At 36.3% G+C, this 16,161-nt stretch carries 13 protein-coding genes; all 13 read left to right on the forward strand.

The features are described 5' to 3' along the window. Window positions 1-16: 16 nt before the first annotated feature. The 13 genes from hpf (at window position 17) to SH601_RS01505 (ending at window position 16,158) form a co-directional block, all read left to right on the forward strand. Window positions 17-574, forward strand: coding sequence for a ribosome hibernation-promoting factor, HPF/YfiA family (hpf, locus tag SH601_RS01445; protein ID WP_319956443.1), 558 nt, complete (start codon window positions 17-19; stop codon window positions 572-574). A 371-nt stretch (window positions 575-945) separates the two neighbouring features. Then, entirely contained in the window at window positions 946-1,389 is a 444-nt protein-coding gene (locus tag SH601_RS01450; RefSeq protein WP_319956444.1) for a hypothetical protein, read from the forward strand. A 167-nt stretch (window positions 1,390-1,556) separates the two neighbouring features. After that, the gene (locus SH601_RS01455) at window positions 1,557-2,585 is read left to right on the forward strand and encodes a TFIIB-type zinc ribbon-containing protein (protein ID WP_319956445.1); all 1,029 of its coding nucleotides are present in this window, start codon (window positions 1,557-1,559) and stop codon (window positions 2,583-2,585) included. Further along, window positions 2,582-3,355, forward strand: coding sequence for a TPM domain-containing protein (locus tag SH601_RS01460; protein ID WP_319956446.1), 774 nt, complete (start codon window positions 2,582-2,584; stop codon window positions 3,353-3,355). Before SH601_RS01455 ends, SH601_RS01460 begins: the two co-directional genes overlap by 4 nt. Before the next feature lie 26 nt (window positions 3,356-3,381). After that, window positions 3,382-4,407: an SPFH domain-containing protein gene (locus tag SH601_RS01465; RefSeq protein ID WP_319956447.1), complete on the forward strand. Its 1,026-nt coding sequence runs from the start codon at window positions 3,382-3,384 to the stop codon at window positions 4,405-4,407. Window positions 4,408-4,863: 456 nt separating this feature from the next. Further along, window positions 4,864-7,377, forward strand: coding sequence for a preprotein translocase subunit SecA (gene secA, locus SH601_RS01470; protein WP_319956448.1), 2,514 nt, complete (start codon window positions 4,864-4,866; stop codon window positions 7,375-7,377). A gap of 19 nt (window positions 7,378-7,396) precedes the next feature. Beyond that, a protein-coding gene (gene prfB, locus SH601_RS01475; protein ID WP_319956449.1) for a peptide chain release factor 2 occupies window positions 7,397-8,498 on the forward strand; the annotation gives its coding sequence in 2 pieces (ribosomal slippage) (window positions 7,397-7,468 and window positions 7,470-8,498; 1,101 coding nt in all). A 76-nt stretch (window positions 8,499-8,574) separates the two neighbouring features. Beyond that, the gene (locus SH601_RS01480; protein ID WP_319956450.1) at window positions 8,575-9,438 is read left to right on the forward strand and encodes a YitT family protein; all 864 of its coding nucleotides are present in this window, start codon (window positions 8,575-8,577) and stop codon (window positions 9,436-9,438) included. A 267-nt stretch (window positions 9,439-9,705) separates the two neighbouring features. Next, entirely contained in the window at window positions 9,706-10,392 is a 687-nt protein-coding gene (gene ftsE / locus SH601_RS01485) for a cell division ATP-binding protein FtsE (protein ID WP_319956451.1), read from the forward strand. Beyond that, window positions 10,382-11,278 carry a permease-like cell division protein FtsX gene (gene ftsX / locus SH601_RS01490; protein WP_319956452.1) on the forward strand — a complete coding sequence of 299 codons (897 nt, stop codon included), beginning with the start codon at window positions 10,382-10,384 and terminating at the stop codon, window positions 11,276-11,278. The genes ftsE and ftsX overlap by 11 nt, the downstream gene beginning before the upstream one ends. A gap of 39 nt (window positions 11,279-11,317) precedes the next feature. Continuing rightward, entirely contained in the window at window positions 11,318-12,793 is a 1,476-nt protein-coding gene (locus SH601_RS01495) for a murein hydrolase activator EnvC family protein (RefSeq protein ID WP_319956453.1), read from the forward strand. A 345-nt stretch (window positions 12,794-13,138) separates the two neighbouring features. After that, window positions 13,139-14,617 (forward strand): S41 family peptidase, encoded by a 1,479-nt coding sequence (locus SH601_RS01500; RefSeq protein ID WP_319956454.1) that lies wholly within the window; start codon window positions 13,139-13,141, stop codon window positions 14,615-14,617. A 341-nt stretch (window positions 14,618-14,958) separates the two neighbouring features. Next, window positions 14,959-16,158: a PDZ domain-containing protein gene (locus tag SH601_RS01505; RefSeq protein ID WP_319956455.1), complete on the forward strand. Its 1,200-nt coding sequence runs from the start codon at window positions 14,959-14,961 to the stop codon at window positions 16,156-16,158. Window positions 16,159-16,161: the final 3 nt, after the last annotated feature.

Raw genomic sequence — 16,161 nt, forward strand, 5'->3', positions numbered from 1 at the left:
AAAGGAGGACACTTTCATGAAATACAACATCCGAGGAGAAAATGTAGAAGTGACAAGTGCAATGAGGGAGTATGTAGAACGAAAAATAGGTAAACTAGAAAGATATTTTGATACTCCACCTACTTCTGATGTAAATGTAAATATAAGTGTCTATAATGATGAGCAGCAAATCGAAGTAACGATCCCGATGACAAATCTATTGCTAAGAGCAGAAGATACTAATGTTGATTTATACGCCGCGATCGATCTTGTTGTTGACAAACTAGAAAGGCAGATTCGTAAGCATAAAACAAAAGTTAACCGTAAGTTCCGTCAACGAGGTGCAGCTAAACACATTTTTGCCGAATTAGAAAAAGAGGCAAAAATAAATGAGGAAGCACAGGTTGATGATGATGAAATTGAAATTGTCAGAACAAAGAGATTTGATTTAAAACCGATGGATTCAGAAGAGGCAGTTTTGCAAATGGACATGTTAGGACACGCATTCTTCGTTTTTGAAAATGCTATTACCGGAAATACTAATGTTGTTTATAAACGTCGTGATGGTAGATATGGCCTGATCGAACCAAGTTAATATATGTGTAAGAAAAACCCGTTTCATTAAGTGAAGCGGGTTTTTCCATTTATTACGGCGCAAATGTTCGTAACCACAATTAATTGAAATCTGATTTTATCACGGTGCAAAGGTCCGTAAAACCCCCACTGATTGAAGTCACTCTTTATCCCCCTTTAAATCAAGTTATACTACATTAGCCCTATCCTTATGCCAATAGTACTGAAAACCCAGAGATTCTTTTACCATATGGAGAAAAATTGCTATACTGAAACAAAATTCGTTTTGAAACGTATATAATATAGAAAGAGGTGATAACCGTGGGATTGTTTAGGCGAGCACTTAATATAATGAAAAGCAATGTACATGTTAATAAGAAGGATTTGCACAAAATGGAAAAAGACATGGAGCAAGTTATACGCGAATTAAAAGCCAAGCTTGATACTAGAAATACAAAAATCATGCAAATTGACCAGAAAATGATCGAACGACAAGGGCAAATAAATAAATTTACCAGATATCAAGAAAAAGCAACACAACCGGCAGATACACAAAGATTTGAATTGCAAAAAAATCAAGCACAAAAAGAATTACAAGAATTAGAACAAAATAGAATAGAAATGCAAAATAGTAAACAACAAATGGAAGCAGCTTATGACCGCATAGTGGGACTGCAAGATGATAAAAGTAACTATTTGGAAGTGATGGAGATGGAAGCGAAAACTAATAAGAATATGGCTGAATCAATTGCGAGTGTACATGAGTATGAAGAACGAGTGCGTCGTGAATTAGCGGAAGCAGAAGCATTATTAGAGTTAAGAAAAGAACATTTGTAACCATTAGTAAAGTTTTATGGAGCGAATGTCCGTCATACCTCCAAGTATAAGTGGAGGTATGACGCTAATTTTCTAATAAGCTTTCCTACCGATTAATAGGAATTGAAAATCCTGCTGATTAAAGGCTCACTTTACGATAAATATGACAATAAAATAGAGGTGAACGTATGTTATTACATTATAAATGTCCTAGTTGTGGATCCGATATGCGTTTTGATAGTGAATCAGGGCGTCTGTCCTGTGACAGTTGTGGCAGACATGAGCATATAGATACATATGAGGATGATTATATTACGCAACAGTTTGAAGAAGATGAGGCAAAGGAATACCACTGTAAAAATTGTGGCGCTGTTGTGTTAACAGATGCAGATACTACATCAACATCGTGTAGCTTTTGTGGAGCTGGAGTTGTGCTGGCAGATCGATTGACAGGGAAGCTTGCTCCCACTATGGTAATTCCTTTTACTATTAGTAAGGATGAAGCAATGCAAGCCTTTAAGAAATGGTGTAAAAATGGAAGATTGACACCAAAAGGATTTATGACAGCTAATCGTGTGAAAGGGATCACTGGTATGTATGTACCGTTTTGGATGTATGATCTAGAAAATGATGTGGAAGTAGAAGCAACAGCTACTAAGGTTAAAACATATCGCCGTGGTGACTATCGCTATACCGAAACACGTTATTATGACGTCTATCGTGATATTGATGTAAATTATTTGAAAGTACCAGTAGATGCTTCAGAGAAGATGAATGATGAATTAATGGATAAACTAGAACCATATCATTACAACGAATTAAAAGATTTTAAAACACCATACTTAGCTGGGTATTTAGCGGAAAAATATAATTATACAGATAAAGAGTTATTTGGTAGAGTAAAAGAAAAGATTAAGACATTTATAGATTCCTATGTGGCATCAACCATTTCTGGCTATTCATCTGTGCAATATAAGCATAAAGATATTCGCACAAGACAACGAAAAAGCTATTATGTATTATTACCAGTTTGGATGGTTTATTATGACTTTGATAAGCAAGAGCACACCTTTGCGATGAATGGTCAAACAGGTAAAATAGTTGGAAAACCACCACTCAGCTATGGGAAGGCAGCTTTATGGTTTTCTGGTATTGCTGGTGGAACCTTTGTAGTTCTTAAATCGATTGCGATGTTTTTAGGTGGTGGTCTACTATGAGAAAATTAGTACTTGTTTTTTTACTATTCTTTGCTTTTACTATTCCTGTTATGGCAGATGGTCAGCATGTGTATGATGACGCGGCACTTTTCACCGATACAGAAAAAGCAGAGCTAGAACAATTAGCAGCACAATATAGTGAAAAGAGTGAGGTTGAACTGATCGTCCTAACATCAGATGATATGGGTGGTAGGAATGCTACAGAATATGCGAATGATTTTTATGATGATGCGGGACCTGGCTATGACCATTCACACGGATCTACAGCTATTTTAACAATAAAAATGGCAGATACAAAACAGGATAGAGAAGTAGACTTAGGTGCTTATGGTGTTGCTAAGGAGCATTTATCAGATGAACGAATGATACAAATACGCGAGATGATAGCACCTACATTAACTGATGGGAACTTTGTGGATGCCGCTAAGCAATTTTTTGACAAAGTAGAAGAGTATCTAGAGGTTAATCCTAATGTCAATCCAGAAGGTATCTTTTTGAAAACTTGGTTTCAATTAGCGGTAGCGCTTGTGGTAGGAGCTGTAGTAGTCGGTTCGATGATATTTAATATGGGTGGTCGTGTAACGGTTAATCACGGTACATATGTTGACCAGCAAAACTCTCGTGTCGTAAATAAGCGTGATAGATTTATTCGAAAAACAGTTCACAAAACGAAAATCCAGAAAAATAATAATAAGAGTGGTGGCGGATTCGGCGGGGGAGGAATGACCAGTGGCGGTCATTCTCGTACCGGAAGTCGCGGTGGATTCTAATAAGTTCTGAAAGGATTGGATATATAATGAGTTTTTTTAGAGGGCAATTTGCTAATGTAGTAGAATGGGAAGAATTTAGAGATGATATGATTTTTTGGAAGTGGAATAACCGAGAAATCAAAAAAGGTAGTAAATTAATCATTGGGCCTGGTCAAGATGCTATCTTTTTCGATCATGGAAAAATTGAAGGTATTTTTAAAGAGCCTGGTCAATATGAGGTCGAATCAGAGATTATCCCGTTTTTATCTACGTTAAAAGGGTTCAAGTTTGGTTTCAATAGTGGTATGCGTATTGAAGTATTATTCGTTAACACAAGACAATTTGTTGTGAAGTGGGGAACAAAAAATGCGATCAATATTCCTTCCCCGCAATTGCCAGGTGGTGTACCAATTCGTGCAAACGGAACATTTAAATTTAGAGTGAAAGATTATTTAAGCTTAATTGAAAATGTTGTTGGTGTTCGCAATAGTTATTTGGTTGAAGATGTTCGTAAGCTTATTGTCCCTAGTATTGATCAGTTATTGATGAAATGGATTACTAGAGAAGGAAAAGACTTATTTAACCTGCAAGCTTATTCCTATGAAATTGGAGAAGGAATTAGAGAAGAATTAGATATGCGTGTTAATAAAGAAGGATTTGAAATTACCGAATTTAACGTGATGAGCTTTTCTTTCCCAGAAGAGATTCAAGAAATGGTGAAAAAATCTGCTTCACATAGCATGATTGGTGATATGGATCGTTATAAAGATGTCGCGATGACAGACGCCATCTCTTCTGGTAATTCACCAGGTGCCAATACAGCAACAGATATGGCTGGTATGATGATGGGAATGAATATGGCCCAACAAATGATGAACGGTATGAATCAAAATGGTGCTAATCCACAAAATCAGCAACAGCAAGCACCTCAACAACCACAACAATCACAAGCTCAACAAGGGCAGCAAGCAACAGACAATGGAGCAGGAGAAATTCCAAACTTCTGTCCACAATGTGGAACCCCGACTAATGGCATGAATTTTTGTGGGAATTGTGGTCATCGATTAGCATAGTTTACCAGGTAAGTGTAAAAAAACGAGTCATTTCATTTTATGATGGAAGTGGCTCGTTTTTTGTATGTATCATGGTGCATGAAGTTCGTAACCGTTGATTGATGAGTACAACATTTTTTGAAAAAAGGTTCATTTCTTTTTTTTCTAGTTCTATAAGGTGATAAAAAGTTCAATATTACTAATAAAAGAAAGCTAACCGACCAATGTTTTGTCTGTAAAATAAGTAAATCAACATTTTGAACATCTACGAACTCATGGTATAAAAGGAATAGCTCCTTAACATAGAAGGAACCTTTCCTTCGTCTCTGTAGAGAAGCAGTATCCTCCCCTCTTCCTACTGCTTCTCTACTCTTTTTTCAGATTGTTGCCATTTTTCTCTATCAAGTGTTATTATAGAGGGTGGAGAATTAATATAAGAAATATGGATGGATTTTATAATAAAGAGGAGCGGCTACAATGCGTGGATTGTTGAAAAAGGTATTTGGTGATGGTAATCAACGTCAGGTGAAGACGTTAGATAAAATAGCTACAGAGATTGATGCGTTAGAGCCATCGATCCAACAACTATCAGATGATGAATTAAAAAATAAAACAGAAGAATTCAAGCAACGTTATCAAAATGGTGAAGCATTGGATGACTTATTAGCAGAAGCATATGCTGTTATTCGTGAAGCAGCAAATCGTGTATTAGGAATGCGCCCATTTCATGTGCAATTACTAGGTGCAATAGCTATGCACAAAGGTAATATTGCCGAAATGAAAACAGGGGAAGGTAAAACATTAGCATCTACTATGCCTGCATATTTAAATGCACTAACTGGTAAAGGTGTTCATATCATTACCGTCAATGATTATTTAGCTGATCGTGATGCTCGAGAAATGGGAGAGTTATATGAATTTCTAGGCTTAACGGTCGGGTTGAATAAAAATGGTATGTCAAAAGAAGAAAAACGTGAGGCATATAACGCAGATATTACTTATGGTACAAACAATGAGTATGGTTTCGACTATTTACGAGATAATATGGTACTGTACAAAGAACAAATGGTACAAAGACCATTACATTTCGCCATTATTGATGAGGTTGACTCGATTTTGATTGATGAGGCACGTACACCATTAATTATTTCCGGAACAGCTCAAAAATCAGCGAGTCTTTATCAACAGGCTAACTCTTTCGTTCGCAATTTAAAAAATGAAGAAGACTACACATATGATGAAAAGACAAAAGGTGTTCAATTAACAGAAGAAGGAATGAATAAAGCGGAAAACTTCTTTAATATTGAAAACTTATTTGATATTGATAATGTGTCGATCACACATCATATTAATCAAGCATTAAAAGCACATGTTGCGATGCATCGTGATACGGACTATGTAGTGGAAGACGATCAAGTAGTCATTGTCGATCAATTTACTGGTCGTCTGATGAAGGGCCGCCGTTATAGTGATGGTTTACACCAAGCAATTGAGGCAAAAGAAGGCTTACAAATTCAAAATGAAAGCATGACGCTTGCTTCGATTACATTCCAAAATTACTTCCGTATGTATGAAAAACTTGCAGGTATGACGGGTACAGCTAAAACAGAAGAAGAAGAGTTCCGTAATATCTATGCAATGGATGTTATTGCAATACCTACAAACAATCCTATTATTCGTGATGATAGAGCAGACTTGATTTATAAGACAATTGAAGGTAAATTTCAAGCAGTTGTGGAAGAAATTAAAGAAAAATATCAACTTGGTCAGCCGGTATTGGTCGGAACAGTCGCTGTAGAAACATCAGAATTAATTTCTAAACTGCTGAAAAAAGCAGGTGTTAGACACAACGTATTAAATGCGAAAAACCACTATCGCGAGGCAGAGATTATTGAAAATGCCGGTCAAAAACAGGCAGTCACTATTGCGACGAACATGGCCGGTCGTGGTACAGATATTAAACTTGGTGAAGGTGTTAAAGAGCTAGGTGGACTTGCTGTAATTGGTACTGAACGTCACGAATCACGACGTATTGATAATCAGTTGCGTGGTCGTTCTGGTCGTCAAGGAGATCCAGGTGTTACACAATTCTATTTATCAATGGAAGATGAGTTAATGCGCAGGTTCGGGTCAGACAATATGAAAACAATGATGGATCGATTAGGTATGGACGATACACAGCCAATCGAAAGTAAGATGGTTTCGCGTGCTGTAGAATCTGCACAAAAACGAGTAGAAGGTAATAACTTTGATGCACGTAAAACAATTCTTTCTTATGATGATGTATTACGTCAGCAGCGTGAAGTTATTTATAAACAGCGTTTCGATGTAATTGATAGTGATAATCTTCGTGATATTGTAGAACAAATGATTCAAACTTCATTAGAAAATGTGGCAGATACGTATATGCCAGGTGACATTCCAGAAGAATGGAATATAGCCGGTTTAACAGAATATCTTCATGCAAATCTAGTGGAAGAAGAATGGATTACCGAAGCAGATCTAAAAGGTAAAGAAAAAGACGAAATCATTGATTTGATTATGACGAAAATTAGAGAAAAATATGACCAGAAAGAAGAAGAATTCACACCGGAAAAAATGCGTGAGTTTGAAAAAGTTATTGTTCTGCGTACAGTTGATACGAAATGGATGGATCATATTGATCAAATGGATCAACTTCGTCAAGGTATTCACTTGCGTGCATATGGACAAAATGATCCATTGCGTGAATACCAGATGGAAGGATTCGCAATGTTTGAGCAAATGATTGCGGTCATTAATGAAGAAGTAGCGAAATATGTTATGAAAGCAGAAATTCGTGAAAATTTGAAACGTGAAGAAGTGGTTAAAGATACGCAGGCTGTTGCCGGTGGAAGTGATCAGCAAAAGAAAAAAGTGAAAAAACCTTTTGTGAAAGGTGAAACGGTTGGCAGAAATGATCCATGTCCATGTGGTAGTGGTAAAAAATATAAAAATTGTCATGGACGCTAAGTTTAAATGAGGTGGAAAGATGGAATTAGTAGAGATTAAACAAGAATTAGAGAAAATGGCTAAGCGATTAGCGGACTTCAGGGGGTCTCTTTGACTTAGATTCAAAGAGAGCCCGTATTGCTGAGTTGGACGAAATCATGTCAGAACCAAGCTTCTGGAATGATCAACAAGCAGCGCAAAAAATTATTAATGAAGCAAATGGAGTGAAGGAGCTAGTCCAAGCCTTTGATAAAAATGAAGAAACATTAGAAAATGCTGAAGTCTCCTATGAACTTGTGAAGGAAGAAGGAGATGAGGACCTTCGAGCAGATTTAGAAAATGAAGTAGCAGAGTTAACAGAAGCACTTAACCAATTTGAACTATTCATTTTGTTAAGTGAACCATATGATAAAAATAATGCCATATTAGAGTTACACCCTGGTGCTGGTGGAACAGAATCACAGGACTGGGCAAGCATGTTGTTAAGAATGTATACACGATGGGCAGAAACGAAAGGGTTCAAAGTAGAAACTTTAGATTATCTCCCTGGTGAAGAAGCTGGAGTCAAAAGTGTTACATTGCTGATTAAAGGTCATAATGCTTATGGCTATCTTAAAGCAGAAAAAGGTGTTCATCGTCTTGTACGTATTTCACCATTTGATTCATCTGGTAGACGTCATACATCATTTGTTTCATGTGATGTTACACCAGAACTGGATGATGATATTGATATTGAAATCAATGCAGAAGAATTAAAGATTGATACGTATCGTTCAAGTGGTGCTGGTGGTCAGCACGTTAATACGACAGATTCAGCTGTTCGAATCACGCACATACCTACAAATACAGTGGTAACTTGTCAATCGGAAAGATCCCAGATTAAGAACAGAGAGCAAGCAATGAAGATGTTGAAAGCGAAACTTTATCAATTAGAAATCGAAAAACAAAGACAACAAATGGATGAGATCCGTGGTGAACAGAAGGAAATTGGTTGGGGTAGTCAAATTCGTTCATATGTATTCCATCCATACTCCATGGTGAAAGATCATCGAACAAATTACGAAACAGGTAATACGCAAGCAGTGATGGATGGAGAATTAGACAATTTTATTGATGCATATTTACGATCTATCATGGAATAAACGAGCAAAAGGGGAAATGCTCTCCTTTTGCTCGTTTTCATGTGGATGAAGTTTGTTAAGAGAAGGAGTATTAAAAATGATCACTAAATATAGAAGAGGGTATATTCCTTTTTGGTTACGTCAACTATTGGATTATGTCTATGTGTTAATTGGCTCGGCTTTCGTAGCAGTGGCCTTTAATCTCTTTTTACTTCCGAATGAAATTGCTTCTGGTGGAGTATCAGGGATTAGTACCATTACAAAGGCGCTATTTGATTGGGAACCATCAATTGTACAATGGTCATTAAATATCCCATTATTTATTGCTGGAGTCGTAATTCTAGGTAAAAACTTTGGTGTGAAATCATTGCTTGGAACCATTGTCCTTCCCTTTTTTGTATTTCTAACGCGTGATATTCCTACGGCTATAGAGGAACCGCTTTTAGCTGCGATTTTTGGTGGAATGTTGATCGGAATTGGGATAGGAATTGTGTTTCGTGGTAAAGCATCGACAGGTGGGATCGACTTAGCTGCACAAATTTTGCATAAATTCACTTCTATTCCACTAGGCATATGTGTCGCACTATTTGATGGGTTAATTGTGTTAACTGCATGCTTTGTTTTCTCATTAGAACAAGGTTTATATGCATTAATTGCCTTGTTTATTACGAGCAGAACGATAGATTTTGTTCAAGTTGGCCTTAATACCTCAAAAAATGTGGTGGTTATTACGAATCATCCAGAAGAAGTTCGTCGAATGATCTTGGAGGATATTGATCGTGGTGTAACCGTGTTTCACGGTTCAGGTGGATATACAGATGAGGAGCGTAAAGTACTTATGTGTGTTGTGCAGCAAAATGAATTTAGTAAAACAACAAGAGTTATTAAAGAAATTGATCCAAATGCGTTTGTCATTGTGATGAATGCGACGGAAGTACTAGGTGAAGGATTTAAGCGATAAAGCGAGGTTTCTGGTAATTGATGTCGAGACAGATCAGAAAATTAGCGAGCGTAATACCTAATGAACAACTCCATTAAGCATCATAATTATCCATAATTCGGTATGTGAGGGAATAATATTAACAATTTGAAATGAAATTGTAATAAAAAATAAGCTAAAAATTATCGAAAATGATGTTATAATGTAAAGTGTGAAAAAAAGAGTAAAAAAATCAATTCCGTTATTCGGGAAATATATATATCATTCGATAAAAAAGGTGAGAAGTATATGATAGAGATGCAAGATGTTTATATGACATATCCAAATGGAGTTGTCGCTTTAAATGGATTAAACGTAAAAATTAAAACTGGTGAATTTGTGTACATAGTAGGGCCTAGTGGTGCCGGAAAGTCAACTTTCACAAAAATGTTATTTCGTGAAGTTGTACCTACCACTGGTAAAGTTTTAATACAGGGGGTAGATACCTCAAAATTAAAATGGAAAGAAGTTCCGTACCACAGGAGAAACATTGGGGTGGTATATCAAGATTTCCGGTTGTTACCAAAGCTAACAGTCTATGAAAATATTGCCTTTGCTTTGGAAGTAATCGAGGAATCTCCTAAGAATATTAGAAAACGTGTAATGGAAGTATTAGACTTAGTCGGTCTTAAAAATAAGGCACGTTTCATTCCTGATGAGTTATCAGGAGGAGAACAGCAGCGTGTGGCAATTGCGAGAGCGATTGTAAACCGACCAGGTATATTGATTGCCGATGAGCCGACAGGTAACCTTGACCCAGAAACTTCATGGGAAATTATGCAAATATTAGAAGAAATTAATGCAAGTGGTACAACTGTTTTAATGGCAACACACAGCAAAGAGATTGTAAATGCTGTGAAGAAACGAGTTATTGCTATAGAAGATGGTATTATTGTACGTGACGAGCATCGAGGAGAGTATGGATATGAAGCTTAGTACAGTGAAGCGTCATTTAAAAGAGGGCGCTAAAAATACATGGCGTAATGGATGGATGACATTTGCATCAGTTGGTGCAGTTACAACTACATTAATATTAGTAGGGGTGTTTCTAGTATTGATGTTGAATTTGAATCACATAGCAAATGAGTTAGAAGGCGATGTTCAAATTAAAGCATTAATTAAACATTCTGCCGAAGATAATGATGTACAAGAAATGGAAGATGATATTAGCGAAATTAGTGGAATTGACACAATTGAATATCTAACCAAGGAAGATGAATTGCAGAATTTAATGGAGAGCTTTGGTCCGCAATCAAAATCATGGGGAATGTTTGAACAAGATAACCCCTTAAATGATACGTTTCTAGTTAAAGCGGTTGATCCACAAAATACTAATAAGGTTGCAGAACAAATGGAAGAACTTGACTTCATTAATAGTGTTAACTATGGTCAAGAATATGTCGATACGTTATTTACTTTTAATAAATATTCTCGAAATGTAGGATTAGTGCTAATTGTTGCGTTAGTATTTACAGCTATTTTCTTAATCTCTAATACGATTAAAATTACGATATTGGCTCGTAAAAAAGAGATTGGAATTATGAAACTAGTAGGTGCGACAAATAGCTTTATTCGTTGGCCGTTCTTTGTTGAAGGGTTAATTTTAGGAATACTTGGAAGTGTCATTCCGATTGGGATAATCCTTGGAGGCTATTATTTTATTACACAAAATATTATGGCTTTCTTGCAGCAATTTAATTTTATGAGAATTCTAGATTTTTATCCGTTTGCTATACAGGTATCCCTTATCATATTAGGTATAGGAGCTTGCATCGGAATCTGGGGTAGTGTCATGAGTGTTCGTAAATTCTTAAAAGTTTAATACAGATACGAGAAAAGTTTTGCTTGAGAGGAGAATTACATGAAAAGACTATTTCCACTTCTAATTATTTTACTAGTATCTAGCATTTTCACAGCAACTTCAGTGCTTGGAGAGACAACAGATAGTCTTGATCACAAGATCGGTGATTTAGAAGAAGAAAAAAATCAATTGGATGAAGAGTCTCAAACGAAAAAGAGTAAATTGGATGAAACAGAAGATAAGTTAGCTAGTAATAAAGGTCAACAAGAAGAGACAAAAGATGATTTGAATCAGATTAATAATGAACTAGAAGAGACACAAGCAGAGCTTGTACAAAAAGAGGAAGAAATCGCAGATACGAATAATCAAATTGCTGAAACGGAAAATAAGATTGAAGAAACAGAGAAAGAGATTAAGAAATTAAAAGCGGAAATTAAAGATCTAAAAAAAGAAATAAAAGAACTAGAAGAAAGTATTGAAGCGCGAGATGAATTATTAAAGAATCGACTGCGTTCCATTCAAGAAAATGGTGGTAATAAGAGTTACTTAGAGGTAATCTTGGGTGCGCAAGATTTTGTAGACTTAATTAATCGTGCCGCTGCGGTAACAAAAATTATGGACTCCGATAAGAGTATTATGGAAGAGCAAGAAGAAGATAAAGCAAAATTAGAACAAACAAAAGAACAAGTGGAAGAAAGTAAAGAAGAAGTGGAAGAGAAACAAGCTTCATTAGAGGAAGATAAAAGCTCATTAGAGACAACGAAAGCCACTTTGAAGTCTCAAAAAGGTGAGTTAGATACATTAAACGATACATTAAGTGAACAAATGGATGAGAAAGAAAGTATTATGGAAGAGCTTGAAATGGAAGAAGAAGAACTAAATGAAATTATCTTATCTGCTGAAGAAGAGCAACAATTAATAGATGCACAAGCAGCCAGTGTACAGAAAGCTATTGAACAGGCAGAACAAGAAAAAAATCGTTTAGAGCAATTAGCGAAAGAAGAAGCGGAAAGAAAAGAGAAAGAAAAGCAACAACAAGCAGCTAATAAAAACTCAAATAATAACTCAGAAAGTTCCAGCAGTTCGAATGCTGACACGAGTGCAACACCTGAAGTGAGCAGTAGCGGTGGTGGTAAGTTTATTCGTCCTACAACAGGTCGTATAACATCTTCATTCGGTTATAGATATCATCCGGTACATAAAATTAATAAACTTCATAGTGGTGTAGACTTTGGTGGTAGAGCTTCAGGTGCGACTAATATTAAAGCAGCAGCTGGTGGAGTCGTCTCATTCGCTGGTTGGATGGGTGGATATGGTAATACCATAATGATTACTCATTCGATTGATGGTCAAATTTATACCACATTATATGCTCATTTAAGTAGTGTAGCTGTATCTAATGGACAAACTGTAAGTCAAGGTGAACAAATTGCGGTAATGGGTACTACTGGAACATCAACGGGACTTCATTTGCACTTTGAAATTCATCCAGGTGGATATAAAAATCCTGTTGATCCAATGACATATCTTAATTAAATAAGAAGTTTCACTTTATCTAAGTCCAATATATAAAGCATGTAATAAGAAAAATAAAAAGACATCACAAAATAGTTGTGATGTCTTTTTTAAACCTTCATAATATAAAAGTATAAAGATGTATATAGATGAAAGTTTAAATCTAAAATTGATAGTGTGAGAAAGAAAGTTTTATCACGGTGCAAACGTCCGTAAAACCCCCACTTCAAGGTTCGAGTGACAACGAGGAAGCTAAGTGTGGGATAAACGGACGCTAACTCCCTGATAAGTTTTGCTAACAATCAGTGGGAGTCAAAAACTCCCACTGATTGAAGTCACACTTTATAAAAGCTATGGGGTGGAAAAATGAAGATTAAAAAAAGATATTTAGTCATGTACTTAATCATGGCGGTTGCGATTGGCGCGATCGGTACATACGTAGGATTTACATTTTTTGCGGGAGGATCCAATTCTTCTACTAATGTAGCAAGTTCGGATCGTGAATTATTAGTGGAGCTTGCAGATCACCAAGAAGCTTTAGAAGCTAATATGGGGAAAATGACAAAAGTCGTAGATGCTTTCACAGTGATTCAAGACAATTATTTGGAAGATGTAGAAGATAAGCAATTAATTGAAGGAGCTATTCAAGGTATGCTTCAATCTTTAGAGGATCCGTATAGTGTATACATGGATCAAGAAACGATGGAGCAATTTAATGAGCAAATTGAATCTTCTTTTGAAGGTATTGGTGCAGAAGTCTCAATGACAGATGGAAATGTAACAATTATAGCTCCCATTAAAGATTCTCCTGCTGAAAAAGCAGGTTTGAAACCAAATGATCAAGTCTTATCAGTAGATGGTGAAAGTGTAGAAGGATTGGACCTTTATGAAGCGGTGAATAAGATCAGAGGTGAAAAAGGTTCCCAAGTTGTATTAGAAATTAGAAGAGCTGGTGTGGAAGATAATTTAGAAATAGAAATTACTCGAGATTCCATCCCTGTTGAAACAGTATATTCAGATATGTATGAGCAAAATGGTAAGCAAATCGGTGTTATAGAATTGACTTCCTTCTCAGAGCATACAGCAGATGAATTTGAGGAAGAGCTTAACAAACTGGAGAAAGATGGAATGGATGGACTAGTTATTGATGTCCGTGGTAATCCAGGTGGTTTACTACCTGCAGTAGAAGATATTTTGAAAAATTTCGTTCCAAAAGATACACCATATATCCAGATTGAAGATCCAACTGGTAAGAAAACAAGATATTTTTCCAACATCGATTCAGCTAAAGAATATCCAGTTGTCACTCTAGTAAATGAAGGGAGTGCTTCTGCTTCAGAAATTTTAGCAGCAGCTTTAAATGAAGCGCTGGATTATGATATTGTGGGAGAAACGTCATTTGGAAAAGGTACAGTACAGCAGACCGTATCGATGGGTGATGGTAGCACAATTAAGCTAACCCGCTTTAGATGGTTAACTCCAGAAGGAAATTCGATTAATGAAGTAGGTGTGGAACCAACTATTGAGCAAGAAATGCCAGATTATTATTACACAAATCCGGTGCAGATTGATGAGTCGTTAACATTTAATCAAAGTAATAATCAAATTGCTAACGTACAAATTATGTTAGAAGGTTTAGGATATGATACGGATAGAACAGACGGATATTTCAGTGAAGCAACTAAAGAAGCTGTTGAAGCTTTCCAGCGTGATCAAGAATTGACTGTTAATGGTGAAGTAGATGAGAAAACCGCAGAAATTTTACAGACAACAATAATAGAAAAGATTCGAAATAATGAGGAGGACACGCAATTAGAAAAAGCGCTAGAGGTATTGTCTAAGTGATCGAATGAAAAATCAGTGAGTTAGTACAACAGATTAAGCAATAGGACCATAGAAGATAAAAAACAAGAGTAGGTAAACAGCTTCATTACCACTCTTGTTTTTTCATTTTCATTCTTATTTGCGTTTTTAAATAATTAATAGTAAAGTGTTGTTATAATCACCGTCGTGTATTCATTTTTATCACGGTGCATGAGTCCGTAAAACCCCCACTTCAAGGTTCGAGTTAAACCAAAGAAGCTAAGTGGGGATAAACGAAACGGACGCTAACGCCCTGATAAGTCTCACTTTATATGAATAGAATGTACATTGATTTATTTGTTGCGGAGAAGGGGGAGTTTTGGGTGAACTGGGTTGTTGAAATTGGAACTATCATTGCACATGTATTTATGCAACCATTTATTTATTTGTTTTTTCTCTTTATTTTAATGAGTGGTTACTTTCGGATAAAAAAGGATCGTAGAAATTTCCGAGCGAAGGTCTATCCTTATTTTTATGAAGCGAGGAGAACATGGCTAGTTGCAGTTACTGCAGGAATCGTTCTGTCAGCACTAGCTATAGGGTTCGGGTTGGTTCTGTCTCTTCCATTTGCACTTGTATTAGGCGCAGTAATGTTCATTGTCGCAATCGGTAATCGATTTACATGGCTATCTGCTAGTTATCCATTAGCTATTACAGCAGCAGTAATCTATTTTGCGGGGATTTATTTACAAGATTACATACCGAGTAGTTGGCAGCCGCTATTAGATGCGACAAATCTATTTTATGTACCATTTTTGATAGGTGTTTTGTTATTCGTTGAAACATGGTTGTTAGGACGAGTTCGAAGTAAAGATACATTCCCAGAATTGATTAAAAGTGGTCGTGGGAAATATTTAGGACAACATCGTCTGAAGAAGTTAGCGATTATTCCTTTTGTCACATTAATACCTGGCGGATGGCTTGAACCATTTAATGGATGGCCGCTTTTAGATATTGGAGGGGAATCATACGGTTTATTAGTTGTTCCGTATTTATTAGGTTTTGAGTACATAGTAAAAGCGCGTCTTGCAACAGATGCGAGTAAATGGCTTGCGAAGGGACATGCGGTATTGGCTATTGTTGTGTTACTTATTGCAGGTGCAAGCTATAAAATGCCGATGTTAACAGTGGTGGCCTTAGTTGTTGCTTTTATCGGTAAAGAAGTTATCCTGTTAATTTTCCAATCGAAAGAAAAAGGACGAACACCACATTTTCAGCCTTCTGAAAAAGGATTGCTAGTACTCGGTGTGATGCCTGATACCCCAGCTGTTGATTTGGAATTAGTTCCAGGAGAAAAAATTGTGAAAGTGAACGACATAAAGGTGAATAATGAGGAAGAGTTCTATCAAGCGGTTAATCAGAATCGTGCATTCTGTAAGTTAGCTGTGGAAGATTTACAAGGTGAAGTTCGCTTTGCTCAACGTTCATTGTATGAAGATGATCACTATAAGTTAGGTATCTTGTTTGTTAAAGAGCAAGAGCCATATGTATTAGAACAAATAGCAGAAAAACAAGAGGGCTAATTT

The organism is Gracilibacillus pellucidus (assembly GCF_033949965.1).
In the GTDB taxonomy this organism is placed as follows: Bacteria; Bacillota; Bacilli; order Bacillales; family Amphibacillaceae; genus Gracilibacillus; species Gracilibacillus pellucidus.